10 protein-coding genes, 1 tRNA gene and 2 pseudogenes are annotated in these 16422 nt (G+C 33.5%); 7 read left to right on the forward strand and 6 right to left on the reverse strand.

The genetic code is table 11. From position 1 onward, the window contains the following. Positions 1–3: 3 nt before the first annotated feature. Positions 4–639, forward strand: a complete 636-nt coding sequence (locus GGR10_RS00705) for a uracil-DNA glycosylase family protein (protein ID WP_182479474.1) — start codon at positions 4–6, stop codon at positions 637–639. Between the two features lie 531 nt (positions 640–1170). Here GGR10_RS00705 and cobT read toward each other — a convergent pair. From cobT to glpD, 3 genes and pseudogenes are all read right to left on the reverse strand, one after another. Continuing rightward, positions 1171–2169 (reverse strand): nicotinate-nucleotide--dimethylbenzimidazole phosphoribosyltransferase, encoded by a 999-nt coding sequence (gene cobT, locus GGR10_RS00710; protein ID WP_182479475.1) that lies wholly within the window; start codon positions 2167–2169, stop codon positions 1171–1173. A 522-nt stretch (positions 2170–2691) separates the two neighbouring features. Further along, complete coding sequence (gene dusA, locus GGR10_RS00715) at positions 2692–3672, reverse strand: tRNA dihydrouridine(20/20a) synthase DusA (RefSeq protein ID WP_182479476.1); 981 nt, start codon at positions 3670–3672, stop codon at positions 2692–2694. Between the two features lie 443 nt (positions 3673–4115). Beyond that, a pseudogene (glpD, locus tag GGR10_RS00720) lies at positions 4116–5622 on the reverse strand (glycerol-3-phosphate dehydrogenase). A gap of 674 nt (positions 5623–6296) precedes the next feature. Between glpD and GGR10_RS00725 the strand changes: the two are divergent. The 5 genes from GGR10_RS00725 (at position 6297) to GGR10_RS00745 (ending at position 10745) form a co-directional block, all read left to right on the forward strand. Continuing rightward, on the forward strand, positions 6297–7154 hold the full coding sequence (locus GGR10_RS00725; RefSeq protein WP_182479477.1) for a DsbA family protein: 858 nt from the start codon (positions 6297–6299) through the stop codon (positions 7152–7154). Positions 7155–7380: 226 nt separating this feature from the next. Next, a complete protein-coding gene (accB, locus tag GGR10_RS00730) occupies positions 7381–7866 on the forward strand; it encodes an acetyl-CoA carboxylase biotin carboxyl carrier protein (RefSeq protein WP_010703713.1) in 486 nt (161 codons plus the stop codon). Positions 7867–7880: 14 nt separating this feature from the next. Beyond that, positions 7881–9227: an acetyl-CoA carboxylase biotin carboxylase subunit gene (accC, locus tag GGR10_RS00735; RefSeq protein ID WP_010703712.1), complete on the forward strand. Its 1347-nt coding sequence runs from the start codon at positions 7881–7883 to the stop codon at positions 9225–9227. A gap of 207 nt (positions 9228–9434) precedes the next feature. After that, positions 9435–9510: transfer RNA gene (locus GGR10_RS00740), tRNA-Thr, on the forward strand. A 668-nt stretch (positions 9511–10178) separates the two neighbouring features. Further along, on the forward strand, positions 10179–10745 hold the full coding sequence (locus tag GGR10_RS00745) for a hypothetical protein (RefSeq protein ID WP_182479478.1): 567 nt from the start codon (positions 10179–10181) through the stop codon (positions 10743–10745). A 599-nt stretch (positions 10746–11344) separates the two neighbouring features. On the opposite strand, the gene GGR10_RS00750 is transcribed toward GGR10_RS00745, so the two are convergent. From GGR10_RS00750 to GGR10_RS00760, 3 genes are all read right to left on the reverse strand, one after another. Continuing rightward, a complete protein-coding gene (locus GGR10_RS00750; RefSeq protein ID WP_182479736.1) occupies positions 11345–12556 on the reverse strand; it encodes a multidrug effflux MFS transporter in 1212 nt (403 codons plus the stop codon). A gap of 441 nt (positions 12557–12997) precedes the next feature. Beyond that, entirely contained in the window at positions 12998–13486 is a 489-nt protein-coding gene (locus GGR10_RS00755) for a hypothetical protein (RefSeq protein ID WP_182479479.1), read from the reverse strand. 147 nt (positions 13487–13633) lie between these two features. Beyond that, complete coding sequence (locus GGR10_RS00760) at positions 13634–14812, reverse strand: alpha/beta hydrolase (RefSeq protein WP_182479480.1); 1179 nt, start codon at positions 14810–14812, stop codon at positions 13634–13636. 384 nt (positions 14813–15196) lie between these two features. Between GGR10_RS00760 and GGR10_RS06780 the strand changes: the two are divergent. Beyond that, a pseudogene (locus GGR10_RS06780) lies at positions 15197–16337 on the forward strand (tyrosine-type recombinase/integrase). The last annotated feature ends 85 nt before the right edge of the window (positions 16338–16422 follow it).

Genomic DNA, 16422 nt, shown 5'->3' on the forward strand with positions numbered 1-16422 from the left:
ATCATGACGCAGCAAAAATGTGATCAAATTGTTAAATTGGGAGAACAAATTCGTTCTTGTCGTGTTTGTGTTGAGCGTCCACATTATTTTCCCCCTCTTCCCCATGAACCAAAACCTGTTGTTTATTTATCCAAAACAGCTTCTATTGCAATTGCAGGTCAAGCCCCGGGATTACGTGTTCATGAAACCTCTATTCCTTTCAATGATCGTTCTGGAGATAGATTACGCGATTGGCTAGGTGTAACAAGCGATGAATTTTATGACAGATCTTTATTTGCTATTGTTCCCATGGGATTTTGTTTTCCTGGCTATGATCAAAATAAATCTGATTTACCACCAAGACGCGAATGTCAAGAAATATGGCATGAAAAAGTATTTCAAGCTATGCCACAAATAAAGCTTGTCCTTGCTATTGGAAATTATGCACAAAAATGGCACATTGCAGAACTTAAACATAAAACCGTTTCAGAAACCGTTAATGATTGGAAAAACATTCTTTCTATCCGTCAACCCCGAGGATACAATGTTATGCCCTTACCCCATCCATCATGGCGAAACACTTTTTGGCTACAACAACACCCATGGTTTAATGATGAATTGATCGTATATCTTCGTCATTTGGTGCGTAAGTTTTTATAATTTAGTATTGAAGAAAAAAGCATAAATTACCTTGATCTTAAATTTATCTTTTGTAAGAAAATATCACCATTTTCTGTCATCGATTTGCCTTAAAAAATTGATTTTTATAACCCTTTTCTGGCACAAAAATTAAAAACTCTAAAAAATAGTATTATTTTATATTGTGTTACTACTTTTCTTAAAAAAACAGTTGCATACATCACAGCTCTTCCTATTTGACTCAAGTAACACCGTAAACAACTCTAATATTTTTCAAAAATTATAAAAAATTTCACGAAATGATTAAATCCTATTAAATAAAGTTTGAAATACCTAATACTTATTGCGTTCTGTAGTTCCAATATTGAAAGTATGATGGTTTTTTATAAAAAATGTTAATTGTTAAATTGACGTTCTGCAGCTTCCCATCTTTTTTCATAATAGAATTAACCGATGCCAATATACCTCTTGATTATATAAAGCAGCAAAAAACAAAATGAGTAGAATTTTAAAAACTGCTCTCGATATTTATTGATCACATTATTATTTTTTCTAATCTTCTTGTTCACAAGCTGTCATTTGTGCATGGGTTAAAAGAGCAGCCTTGACCACACCCGCAGCCATAGCTGCACCTGTTCCTTCTCCAAAACACATCTTTAAATCTAAAAGTGGTTCTTTTCCAATTTTTTCCAAAAGCTTACGATGAGCTGGTTCAGAAGAAATATGACCAATAATAATATGATCAAGTATCCTTGGATTTATTTTATATAATACTGCTGCTGCTACTGTTGCTACAAAACCATCCAAGATAACTGGAATTTTTTCCATTCTTGCTGCTAAGATAGCACCCACCATCGCTGCAATTTCACGCCCTCCTAAGCGACGCATAATTTCAAAAGGATCATTTAAATAACCCTCATGTAAAGAAATAGCTGTTTTTATTACCCTCACTTTGCGTTCATAAAATTCTCCTACAGCCCCCCTACCAGATTCAGCCCATTCTTCAGCCTCCCCACCAAATAAAGCCAGACATAAGGCTGATGCTACTGTCGAGTTACCAATTCCCATTTCACCTATACACAAAAGATCTGTTCCTCCAGCAATTGATTCCATACCAAATGCCATTGTTGCAGCTGTATTACGCTCACCCATTGCTGCATCTTGAGTAATATTCATTGTTGGGCATTCTAGAGCTAAGTCAAATACCTTTAGTCTAAGATTATAAGCCATGCAGATTTGATTGATGGCCGCACCACCAGCAGTAATCTTTTTTACCACCTCTTGTGTCATAGATTGTGGAAACGGTGTAACATTTTCCTCAACAATACCGTGATTGCCAGAAAAAATAGCCACTAAAGGCTGTGTTATAATTGGCTTTTCCTCACCTCTCCACCCTGCATACCAAACCGCGATATCTCCCAACTTTCCTAGAGCTCCTTGCGGCTTTACTAATTGTGCTTGCCGTTTTCTAGCCAAAATCATAGAAAACTCATCAGGACTTGGTAAATTTGTTAATAATGCACGAAAATCATCAAATGGACTGCTGTTCATAAAAATATCTTTTTAACTCTATAGCGTATCAATAAAATTTTATCTTATAAACAGAGTATAAATAATTCGTTGTTTTTTTACAGTATAAATATATTACATTGTAATTGAAGTAATGATTTATCTTTAAATTTTTTAAAATCATTTTTTTCTAAATGCTGATAATATTGCTAATGATGCGACTTATTTTTATTATAGAAATGCTTATCTGTACCCTACTCATAACATCTATAACTAGCTTGCTTTAACAAAGGTAAGCTTACCGAATTTATGGATTCTTTATCGCGAAAATATTCCAAAAATCGTAATATTTCAGTATTTATTACATATGCATTTATAAAAAAGTCCTTCACATCTTCTTTTTCAAACTTTAACAGGGTTTCATTATCAACAGATGATCGTATTTAACACCTCCCCTTTTGATTGTTTAATATAATAAAAAAATATATATAAATTACAATTTATAATATAAATTAATTAATGTAAAATATTAGAATATAATTTAGAGTTTTAACGAAATTTATCTTAAACAAAAGCAGCAAAAGCTTCTTTTAAAACAGACACATCTGCATCTCTTTTTGTTGCGTCATTTGATAATATTTGCCGCCACCGACGTGCACCATTTCGACCATGAAATAAATTAATCATATGGCGTGTCACATGAGAAAGACGTCCACCTGAAGCTATATGTTTAGCAGCATAATCACACATAGCATCAATGAGATCACAATCACTAAGATCGCTGTGTGGTTGACCATATATTTTAGAATCAATGGACATGAGTAAAGCTGGATCGTGATAAACTTTCCGTCCCACCATGGTGGCATCACATAATTTTAAATGTTCTTTGACTTCATCAATTGATTTAATTCCACCATTTATCCCAATAAATTTATGGGGATATTTACGTTTTAATCTATAAACTCTTTCATAATTAAGTTCTGGAATACCACGATTTTCTTTCGGGCTTAATCCTTTTAACCACGCTTTGCGTGCATGCACCCAGAGCGCATCACAGCCGGCGTTCCACACTTGGTCAGCTAAAATATCTAAGGCTAATTCTTCATCTTGCTTATCTACACCAATACGACATTTAACAGTCACAGATATGGTCACAGCCTGTTTCATTGCTTCTACAGCTCTTGCCACAATATCAGGATGGAGCATCAAACAAGCACCAAACATGCCTGCTTGAACACGATTTGATGGACAACCAACATTGAGGTTTATTTCATCATATCCAAAATCTTCTGCAATTCGCGCCGCTTCTGCTAATTTTTGCGAATCCGATCCACCTAATTGCAATGCAATTGGGTGTTCTTCATCACTAAAACCCAATAGTCGTTCACGAACGCCATGGATTGCAGCATCTGCTACAACCATTTCAGTATAAAGCAGCGCCTTTTTTGTCAAAAGACGATAAAAAAAACGGCAATGCCGATCCGTCCAATCTAGCATTGGTGCTACTGCAAATTTTACTAATGATGGAGAATTATACAACGTCATAAAAGCATTACTTATACATTTTCATTCATAGCATTTTATTCATGTATACGAGAAATATCTCTTTTCCTACCCACAATAGTTTTTATCACTTTCTACTATCGGTTGAGAATATAAAAACGTGCTTTATATTTATTGCCTTTTCTAAATTACCTAAATTTTGTTAAAATTAAATAGCAAAATACAAAAGGCATTGTTCTCCTTCATTAGATACAGCTAAATTTGCTTTACTATTCCATACTTCAACTATGGAATACTCGTACCCCAAATTCATCTTTGCTATTTTTTCACAACACATTTTACCATTTTAACATTCAAAGGATTTTGATCACTCAAAATAAAGTAAAGTAATAACAAAACTAATATTGTGATATCTTAGAAATTATCTCGGTACAAATATACTAAAAATACCGTAGTACTAATTAATCAAACTAAGATCTATAATTTTAGTCGATCTTTCTTTTATCCTCTATATAAGCAGCAAGAACATCAGTTTCTTGTTTATTCAATAAAAGTCCAAGTTTTGAACGACGCCATAATACATCTTCACACGTCTTAGCCCATTCCTTTTCCATTAACCATTTGACTTCTACTTCATAAAGTCCATGCCCAAAATCCTTCCCTCTATCTGCCTTACCATTGGCAAATATTATGAGCGCTTCTGTACCATAGGAGCGAGCAAGCCTGCGCCATGTAAATGCATCTAAATCTGGAAGCAAAAGAGCAATCTTTTTTTCAATCATACCCAATTGATCACACGGAAAATCACCACCAGGTAGCACTGAATTTATTGTCCACGCCACCCCCTTAAAACCAAGCGCCTTTTCAACAAACTTCATTACATCTTCAGCTAATTTACGATAAGTTGTAATCTTGCCACCATAAAGATTAAGAATTCGTGGAGCACTTCCTACGCCCACTTCTTTCAAAACATAATTACGTGTAGTTTCTTGTGCTTTTGTAGCACCATTATCATAAAGTGGGCGAACGCCAGAATAGCTCCACACAATGTTTTCACGTAATATTGGTTGAGCAAAATATTCATTTGCTGCTGCACAAATATAGTTAATCTCTGCATTGCTAATACGAATATCAGTAAGATCACCTTGATAGTCACAATCTTGTTGTTCCAATTAATGTAAATTCTTCTTGATACGGAATAGCAAAAATAATACGGCCATCATTATTTTGAAAAATATAAGCACGATCATGAGTATAAAGGCTTGGGACTACGATATGAGACCCTTTGACAAGCCGTACTGGTGAATGTTCTTTATAATTTAAAACATTGCTTAAAATATGATTGACCCAAGGTCCTGCCATATTTGCAACGTAGGAGGCAGAAACACAATATTCTCGATTATTTAACTTATCATGAAGCGTTATAAGCCATTTTTGTTCTTCTATTTTTAAAGATAAAACTTCTGTACGTACTTTTATATCAGCCCCTCTTTTTTTTGCATCGCGTGCATTGGCAATAACTAAACGGGCATCATCTACTGTTGCATCGGAATACTCAAAGCCTTTATTATAAATTTTCTGAAGTGGAGTGCTAAATTCTTTTGAAAAATCAACCTTTTTGCTACGCCATAGTTTTTGATTCCAACCACCAAGATAGTCATAAAGGAAAAACCCAAAACGTAACATCCAAGCAGGACGCATTTTTTGATGATAGGGAAGAATAAAACGCAAAGGACGCACAATATGTGGAGCCATACACCAAATAATTTCTCGTTCCTTCAATGCTTCACGAACAAGTCCAAATTCATAATGTTCAAGATAACGAAGACCACCATGAATAAGCTTTGTTGATGCACTTGACGTACCCGATGCAAGATCGTTCATTTCAGCTAATCCAACACTAAACCCACGACCTACTGCATCTCTTGCCACTCCACATCCGTTTATCCCACCCCCAATAATAAACAAATCATAATGCGTTGTGGCTTTCATAATTTCACTTTCATATTAAATTGCATTTTGCTTCACTGTGCTCAATATAAAAGATAATTAAAATTGATATGAATTATTCTCACCCCAACATGGGCCTATTATTTATTTAAAATAAACAATATTGATACCAGAATAAATTAAAACGGCATTAAATAAAAAAAGAAAAATATCACCGTCAAACTATTGTAAAAAATAAAAAATATAGCTTCAAAAGAATAGATATATTAGAGCAAAAAATAAACTGTCTAATAAACATTTTAGTGGTCAATATTTAAAACATTGCGAAAATATTTATGTTTTCTGAAACATTTTGTAAAATTTGCATTGTTTTGCCATACTTTGAGATAACTATAATAGAAAGGCATTATATAACACACAATATAGCAGCTTTTAAAAAAAGTTTTTATTAAAGTGACCTATGGCATTAAGATTAGAAGAATATTTATTTTTGTGCGTTTATTCCAAGGTTTTTCAATACAAAAAACAACCTGAGCAGAAAATATAGCTACTGCAAATCATGCATCATAGAATAATTTTTCATAGTAGTAAAAAAAGCAATTGATGTTATTTCTATTACCCACTAAGTTTATGCCATGATTCAATGTTTTGTTGCGTATACATAATACTTCCCATATAGTTTTATAGATACTCTATTAAAATATAAAGATATATAGATGACACATCAGCTTCAACACTTAACAACAACATTCATTGCAAAATTTTCAGTGATAGTCATGTTAAGTATTTTAATCTGCTTACCTCTATCAAGTTTAAAAGCAAAAGAGACAACATTAAATAATTCAATCACAGAAAGCCTTAAAATACAGCTTCTGGAAGATTCCACTTTTTTATCCAAACTTAGTGAAAAACTCACAACACGTACAAACGATGATTACATCCGAGAAATTGTAAAAGACTACCTTCTCCAAAATCCAGAGATTATGATTGAAATGCAGCTTGTTCTTCAAAAAAAGCTGGGGGGGATAGAGGAACAACAAGCTTTTGTTGTTAAATCATTAGAAAAGGAAATTTTTCATTCTCCTCACGATGCTGTTTTTGGTAATCCAAATGGTAAAGTAACACTTGTTGAATTTTTTGATTACAATTGTAATTTTTGTAAACGTTTTTACTCTAGTATGGTAAACTTAATAAAAGAATACCCAGACCTGCGAATAATTATCAAAGATTTACCCATTTTAGGTCCTGATTCGATAGAAGCACATACAATTGCTTATGCTTTTCGACAACAATTTCCAGAGAAATATTTCCAATTTTATAAGGAACTTTTAACGAGCCAGAATCGTGCAAACAAGGCCAAGGCTATAAAAATAGCGGTTTCATTAGGAGCAAATGAAAAAGATCTGTATAACGCAATACAAAACCCGAACCTGCGAAAGTCCTTTAAAAGAAATATTCAAATTGCTTCCACATTAAATATTAACGGTACTCCCTCTCATATTATTGGCGATAAAGTATTCATTGGAGCTGTAAGTGAAGATATTTTAAAAGAAGCAATAGAAAGCATACAATGAACCCCTTTTTTACCCCACTAAAACTATTGAGAGATATCAAAATATATTTTCTAACTTTCTCTTTTTTGTTAACAAGCTTATAAGTGTGATTTTGTCGAGCAGAATAAACTAAAACTGCAAAGTGTAATGAAAACACCAGACAAAAAGGCAATGAAACGCCTAGAAACATTTAAGCATAAAAATGTAAATAGCGATGATCTTTATTGATCAAGGAGTTATAAATAAAATGGCAATAAAAAAAACGGATGCGACTAAACATACCGAAATTAATATGGAACTTATCCGCGACCTTGCTAAAATTTTGAATGATACAAATTTAACTAATATTGAGCTTGAACAAGGTGGGCTTCGTATTTGTGTATCACGCCAAAACACTCCAGCGGCTCCTGAACAAACAATTTATGCGTCTATTCCTGCTCCTACTGTAACCTCTTCTTCAAACCTAACAGCTCCAACCCCGACAAAAGAAGAGCAATCAAATAACGCAATAACATCTCCAATGGTTGGTACTGCATATCTTGCACCTGCACCCGGTGCACAACCTTTTGTAGAAATAGGACAAAATGTTTCTGAAGGTCAGACATTGCTCATCATTGAAGCAATGAAAACAATGAATCATATTCCGTCACCACGTTCAGGCACCGTAACTGCTGTTCTTGTTAAAGATGCTCAACCAGTTGAGTTTGATGAACCACTTATTATTGTTGAATAAAGCGAGAGGTAGATATGATTCAGAAAATCCTCATTGCTAACCGAGGAGAAATTGCTCTTCGCATCCTACGGGCTTGTAAAGAGCTTGGAATCAAAACTGTAGCTATTCATTCAACTGCTGATGCTGACGCTATGCATGTTCGTCTTTCTGACGAAAGTGTTTGTATTGGCCCTCCTCCATCTCGTGATTCTTATTTAAATATTCACCAAATTATTTCTGCATGCGAGATTACAGGAGCTGATGCTATTCATCCAGGATATGGATTTCTTTCTGAAAATGCAAAATTTGCAGACATTTTAGAAGCCCATGAAATTACATTTATTGGCCCAACATCTGCGCATATTCGCATCATGGGTGATAAAATTGAGGCAAAAAAAACCGCTAAAAATCTTGGAATTCCTATTGTGCCGGGTTCAGATGGAGCTGTAACTGATGAAAAAGAAGCTCTGCGTATTATTGATGAAATCGGTTACCCTGTTATTATTAAAGCTTCTGCAGGTGGTGGCGGGCGCGGTATGAAAGTCGTTCGTTCTGAAAAAGAACTTTCCACTGCTTTTAATACAGCACGTTCAGAAGCTCGTGCTGCATTTAATGATGATGCAGTTTATATCGAAAAATATTTAGAAAAACCACGCCATATTGAAATTCAAGTTATAGGTGATGGAGCTGGCAATGCTATTCATTTAGGAGAACGTGATTGTTCACTTCAACGGCGCCATCAAAAAGTATGGGAAGAAGCATACTCACCTGCCCTTAATGAACTTGAACGAAAAAAAATTGGTTCCATTGTTGCAAATGCTTGCGCAAAACTTGGTTATCGTGGAGCAGGAACTATTGAATTTCTTTATGAAAATGGTGAATTCTATTTTATTGAAATGAATACCCGTTTACAGGTTGAACATCCTGTAACTGAGGCAATTACAGGTATAGATTTGGTCCATGAACAAATTCATATTGCATCTGGCCAAGGGCTTTCAGTTGCACAAGATGATATTCGTTTTTCTGGCCATGCTATTGAATGCCGTATTAATGCTGAAAATCCAATTAACTTTACGCCATCACCAGGACTTATCACACATTTTCACACACCTGGAGGTTTAGGGGTGCGTGTCGATTCAGGTGCTTATTCAGGTTATTATATTCCACCTTATTATGACAGTTTAATTGGAAAATTAATTGTTCATGGGCGTACACGCTTAGAGTGTATGATGCGTTTGCGACGTGCTTTAGATGAGTTTGTGGTTGATGGAATTAAAACTACGTTACCTTTATTTCGTGATCTTATTGGTAACCAAGATATTATTGATGGCAACTATAACATTCACTGGTTAGAAAAGTACCTTGCTGATAAATCAGCTTGATCAAATTTATAAACAGTAGCAAAAGTGATTAGGTTTGAATAGCGCTTTATTTATCTCTTATAATAAACATTAAAATTGTAAGAGATAAAAACATAATACAAATCCAACTATTTCAACTTTAAAATATACTTTTTAAAAAATATGTATTGAAATCTATAATTTTCTATTTGCCTTTTTGTAAGTTTGTGTTACTTCCGATACAGTAATGCCCTTATAGCTCAGTTGGTAGAGCACCTGATTTGTAATCAGGGGGTCGGGAGTTCGAGTCTCTCTGGGGGCACCATATGCTTTTTTATAGTGTGTAACCTATTGATTCTATTGATATTTTTTAAGGTTAGGGATGAAATAATAAGTTTAGGGAATAGAATTTTCCAATTTGTCTTTGCAAACCGCATTAAGATAATCTTGAACTTTTGTTAATTTTCCATCCACACGAATGTTTTTCATATTGATTATGCTTTAAAATATCTTGTGCTAAACTTAAACTGATTCCATTGTAATTCTGCTGCTCCAAATACATTGGCATCCATCCAATACAAGAAATTATTCATTTTTTCGCGCCCACTCAGAAAAGATCAGAGCGTACATCAACATCACTTTTCTTGTTAACTTTATCTTCTACTTCAAATCGTATTATTGCTACTTTTAAAGTTTTCTCTGTTCGTTTGCGCTATTCATTTTTTTTCAAGACGAAAAACCTTAGCTAAAGTCACAAAAAAGCGGCTAAAGCCGCCATCGCATTCAGTAGATATTTTTTCCCCACAAAGTCATGACCATTGCTCCCCATAATATTATTAAATACCACTCTTTTATACCACTGCCAGCTAAAAAATCATGATCTAGTATACTTTTATCTCAATCAATCTAAATTAGTGTAAATTGCTCCCTTTCAACAAATCGATTACACGGCAGTAAAAAATTACTGATTAACCAAAAGGCGGTGAGAATATCATGATACGTATCGTCAAATTTATAGTTTTATTACCCGCCTTAGTGATATTTGGATGTACCAATGTAAATGATTTAAATCAGTATAATGCGCTTTATAACGAATATGTGAGTAAAAAATACAAAAATTTAGAACACTACGAAAAAATGCAAAAAGCATCAGCATATATATACTCTCGTGGTTATAATAACTTTTTTTCAAGATTTCATTTAGTACGACATCGTCACATACTTATTACTCTGTGTGGGCGTTATGCAAATTTATTACAGGGTGATTATAATAAAGAAATGTCATGGACAAACTTGCCAGCATATATACATACACTACGCTATGACTATAATTGGAAAGAAAACGCTTTTATTTCGGCACAAAATTTTAAAGATCCAATGTTTAAGTACGCAGAAAAATTTCTTACTTCTCCTGATGGTATGACCCCAAAAACGCAAATGGCAGATCTAGTGTCTACAATAGATGTAGCAATTACTACACCTGCTTATAGTGAAATTATTAAAAAGGTTCCACAATTTTGTACAGATATTCAAAGAGTATACGACATGATGGAGCCATAATATAAGTTAATAGTTGTAAATAATATCAATTATTAAATATTTTTAATGGAGGATACAAAGATATGATGTTAATTTTAAATAGTCGAAGCATTTGCCTTAGCTTTATATATTCCTGTATCCAACAGCCAAAACTAACACAACAAACTCCTTATCATAGGAGGTTACAGAATATCCTGTAATTTCCTACATGATGCTTCTATAAACCTAATAATTGACCCCTTAAGGACTTACCATTGCACATACATTTTCGAGAGGAGCAATGTATTGACATAAAAATTATAATCCGCCGTGCGGCTTACTTTATTTTTAAAAAATTGGGAACTTTTTTCGTATCTATCGTCCAAGCCAAGCTCACGCCACACCTCCTCAAAGTTATAAAAAGCATCTCCATTCCAAACACGCTCTTTTACTTATCAAGCTAAGTAATAATCCTCCGCTTCCTTTATTCCGTGTTTAATAATCTCTTGCAAATAAAAGGCTTCATAACATCCTATTTAACAGCTAAATTATTCAAACGTGTTTCAAAATTGCTTGTAACCGAAAAAATTGAAACTTCATTACAAAGCAGAAATTCTCCCATTGTATCCCTTTAATTTAGCTTACGATTTTATCTCCAAAGTCATAAAATAATGCGCTCTTCGAATATAAATGATAAAACCCACCAAGCAATATGTAGCCAATAAAATCGCTACAATCCATGGAATATGTCCAGATATTTTTCCAATAACCACAGCACTTAATGCAGCACTACCCAATTGTAAAGTTCCCATAACGCCAGATGCTGCTCCAGCAGCGTGTGAATGAGATGAAATGGCCAATGCAGTTCCCAACGGCAATAAAAAACCATTACCAAAAGTAATAATAGAAATAGTTATTAAACTTGTCACAAGTGGCCATGGGCTTACAAATATTTGTAAAGCAAACAACATTCCCCCTATGACAAAAATAATATATCCACGCCGTATAGTTTGTTCCATAACCTCTCTCTTGAGAAACCTTCTCGCTACTAAATTACCCAAGATATAAGTTAAAGAAACACCAATGTAACTATAACCAATGTAGGCGGACGACAAACCTAAAGTTGTTAGTAAAAAAGGCGATTCTACGATATAAGCAAAATAAGTCGCGTAAGCAAAACACGGAACAATTGCATAAAAGAGAAACTGTTTATTTTTTAGAACCCCAAAACTGTTCTTAATGAGTCTTACAGTAGTAAAAGATTGACGTTTTATAGGCGGTAAAGTTTCTGTCAGTACAAAGCAACATAATACAATAGTTAAGAGTATAAAAAGACTTAAAAAGATAAAAGTAGCCTGCCAATGAAAAGTCTGTAATAATATTCCCCCAATGAACGGTGCTAGTGCTGGCGATGCCCCCACAAACGGAAAAATAACTAGATAAAGTTTCCCTGCTTCTTGTTTATTTAACAAATCATTGACAATAGCGCGGCTCAAAACAATCCCTGCACAAGCTCCAAGACCTTGCAAAAAACGCAATACAAGTAAAACCTGAAAAGTATCTGTATAAATTATACTAAGTGTTGTAAACAGCCATAAAAATAAACCAAATAACAGTGTCTTTTTACGCCCGAAATTATCACTAAAAGGCCCATAGATTAGTTGCCCAAAAGCTAACGCCAATAAAAAAATTGCTATTGTACTTTGGATTTGAGATTCAGTAACCTGGTAATGATAACGCATATCTCCAAGTGCAGGCAAAAAGATATCCGTAGAAATCAAACCACCTACTGATAAACACACAATAAGTATAATAAATAGCAATGAAGGTTTATAAGTAGGTTTATAATTTATCAAATAATGTACTTTATAATTTAAAATTCACTTTATTATAATATTTCTATAATCATAATAATATTTCTATAATCATTTAAATTGTATTTATTTTTTATCAAAATAATAAAATACTTATCATAATATATTAATTTTATTTAAGCATAATTACTTTTTATTATTCTGTTAATAAACAATAATTTATATTTTTTCAAATTCACTATAATGAATTCAATTCATAGTGTATTATTATATACTTTAATAATTGAATTTAAGGGAAAATAACACTATAAATTTCAAGGTTATAAGTAATTATCCATCATTATTAAATGATCTCTAAATAAAAAGAACAGTTTTATTTATAATCAATATTTTCTATTTTGGTAACCAAAAAATTTGAAACTTCATCACAAAGCAGAAATCTCAATCTAGAAAGCATTTTAGTACTAATTTTATGTAAGCTTATTCCTCAAAGAGATGCGGATTTTCAAAAGAAAGCTTTTCTCGTGCTTTTTGTAATCGCTTAATGACTTCATCAATCTTTGACGTAGAACGGGAAGATTCTTGATTATTTAATAGAGATTGTTTCTCTCTACCTTCACAGAAACACTGCATTTGAGATTGAAGTGTTCTAATTTCCTGAAATAAAAAACGACTCGTTTCTTTAAAATTATTATTCAATGAAAATAGTTGATCAGAAATTGATATTAAAACTTGTTTTAAAAAGCGCTCATGTTCTTGACGCTTGCGATATTCCAAAATAAGAGCATAACTCATCTCATCTAGCTGCTTTTTAGTAACATCAATTTGACGCAATAAATCTGGGTTTTTTCCCTTGCTATCTTTTTTTACCTTCAAAAGCATAGCATAAACATCTAGTAACTTAACTGCAGAATAGGATAAATAATCAACTAATGTAGATGTGTTAACATAGTGCTTTTCTGTAACCATCACAAACTCACCTAATGACTGGTTTTACAAAATTATCCCACTATTCACTCTTACTTTATAAAATTATTCTAAAAAAAGTGCTAAAATACTGCAAAATATTGTTCTTAATTCATTGATATTCGATATTATGCTTTACAAACCTCACATTTAATAATTAGTCAAAGGAGACAAAAGATGTATAGGTACAGAAAGAATAAAGTCTGTTGTTTTCTTCAAAATATGACCACTATCAGCAAAAATCTCTTGACCAGGTGATAATTCCGTACCCTGCATAATCGCTGAAGCCAAAGACCCTTCTCTTGAAAGAGCCATTAATGTTGGAGAAGATGCAAATACACTATGCGCCCCACCATCAACATTAGAAAAATCTAAAATTGCTATTTTATTCTTGCGCAATATTTCAATACTTGAACCATCCCCTACGCGAGCATGCCCACCCGTAAGACGCCTTGATAAAGCGAGAGCCTTATCTTTGCGAGATACTAAAATAGCTGTTGGATGAGGTAATTTTTTAATATCATGAAGTTGGCGTTCAAATACATCAAGATCAATATCTGGTGCAGCCATTAAGAAGCTTGTAATACGGTAAATTGGTTTATACTTTTTCTGCAAAGCTAAAGTTCTAAATGCTTCCATGATAACGAAATTGCCCATAGAATGCGCAATAACCGAAATTTGATCAGCTGATGTTTCACTAATAACTGTTAAGAGCTCTATTAACCCATCACGTGCAAAATTAGCACTATCACGATCATAAATATAAAAAGGCATGGATCCAGCAGAAGGCCACGAATAATGTACAGCAACTGCATCTAAAGAATAATCATAAGAAAATTGAGCTGTGCGGAATGTGCCATCTGCAAAATTATTATTATAACCATGAATAAAAAGAAAAATTTCTTTTTTTCCTTTTGGCTTTTTGGCTAACGCAAAATTTAATTGCTGTTTAAACCGTTCTTTATTGTCATATTGTTGCAAAGCCACTGCTGTAAAATATTTATCAAGACTGGGTTTATACGCGTTTTTTTCAACGATACCCTTCATATGCTGTTGAGGAATTCCTACATCAACGCGATTATAATACATTCTATTTGATCGCTCTGCTCCATAAGGTTGAGAATAATTGTCTTGAACCCTGCGACTTGTTGCAACATACACTGGAACAATAGCTTTCGGAGAAATTAATCCACCTTCAACTTCTCGTTGCGTAGCAATCATAGATGGTGTTGCATTTACTCCATGCCAAAGCACAGCACGCTGATTGGTACACGCTATGAGCAAAGTGGTGCAAATAAAAAATATTACACATTTTAAAAATATTTTCATTACAACAACACCCAACCTTATTAAAAAAAGAGCTCACGCTTTAAGTTTATAGTAAAAAATGACTCTTCACGAACTTAAATAGAATTACTATTAGAAATGTATTATAATAAAAATAGATAAAGAAGGAATTTTTGTGTTCATCCACACTTCAACAATAATAAAAGAAAATACAAATAGTAATAATAAAAAATATAAATAATACTGCGAGAGGGCAAAGCAAGCTTTAACAATATGAATCCAATTATATAAAATGGTGCAAAGACGTGCTGTTGTATATAACGTTTTATGACTCAATAAGAAAATTAATTGTTAAAGAAAAAACCTCATATCAAAAATTAAAAATGGACTAAAAAGTGATCAAGAAAGAGGATTAAGTGAGGGCAAATTCATAGGCTATCAGCATCGTTTATAAAGACATCTCCTCAGGGCAAGCATTGTGATGGAGCAGGCTTATGGTTGAATGTTCGAAAAGACAATACACGCGCTTGGTTTTTTCGTTACACCTACCGCAATAAACGCCGTGAAATGGGGCTTGGTTCTGTTACAAAAATTTCTTTAAAAGAAGCACGCGAGCTTGCTAAACATTATAGCGATATTCTTAAAAGTGGCAATGATCCTATTGTGTTTCGAGAACAAAGCATTTTAAGGCAGCAAAGTAATGTTTTTCAAAAAATTGTTCAAGCAGCTTTTGAGAGTAAAAAACTGAGTTAAAAAATGAAGGTAAAAATGGTCGCTGGTTTTCTCCACTAGAGTTACACGTTATTCCACATATAGGTAATCTTCCCATAGAAAAATTAACAGCGAATATTATTCGCAATGTTCTTGCTCCACTTTGGCATAAAAAAGGAGATACAGCGCGAAAAGCACTGAACCGTATTAATATTTGCTTGAAATACGCTGCTGCTCTTGATTTAGATGTTGATTTACACGCTTGTATGAAAGCACGCATCCTTTTAGGAAAATCACGCGCTATATCAACAAATATTCCCGCTATGCCATGGCGAGAAGTTCCGGCTTTTATCAAAACTTAAATGATGATCTCCTTTCAAATTTAGCACTGAAATTGTTAATTTTAACTGGAGTACGGTCGTATCCCTTGCGATATTTGCGTCTTGAGCAAATTGATAAAAATATATGGACGATACCAAAAGAAAATATGAAAGGTATTGTAGGAAAAGTTTCAGATTCTCGCGTGCCGCTAAGTGATGAAGCTCTAAAAGTAATTGAAAAAGCTCTCCCTTTTGAAAAAAATGGTTTTCTATTTTCTGGTCTTAAAGGCAAACCGATTTATGCTGCAAGTATGGCAAAGTATATGGCATCTTGTGGCTTAAAGTATCGCCCTCATGGTTTTCTCTCAAGTTTACGGGACTGGATAGCAGAAACAACGTCAACACCATTTGAAATTGCCGAAACTGTCCTTGCTCATTCAATCGGTAGTTCAGTGACAAAAGCTTATATACAAACAGACTTTTTAGAACAACGACGTGTTCTCTTGGAACAGTGGGCTAGATTTGTATCAAAATAATCTTGAATTCTTTTGAATAGTTTTCTACCTACACAAACGTTTTCCGTATTCATTATCTTTTAATGTCTCTTACTAAGTTGAACTG

Origin of the sequence: Bartonella chomelii (assembly GCF_014138465.1) — a bacterium.
Lineage (GTDB): Bacteria > Pseudomonadota > Alphaproteobacteria > Rhizobiales > Rhizobiaceae > Bartonella > Bartonella schoenbuchensis.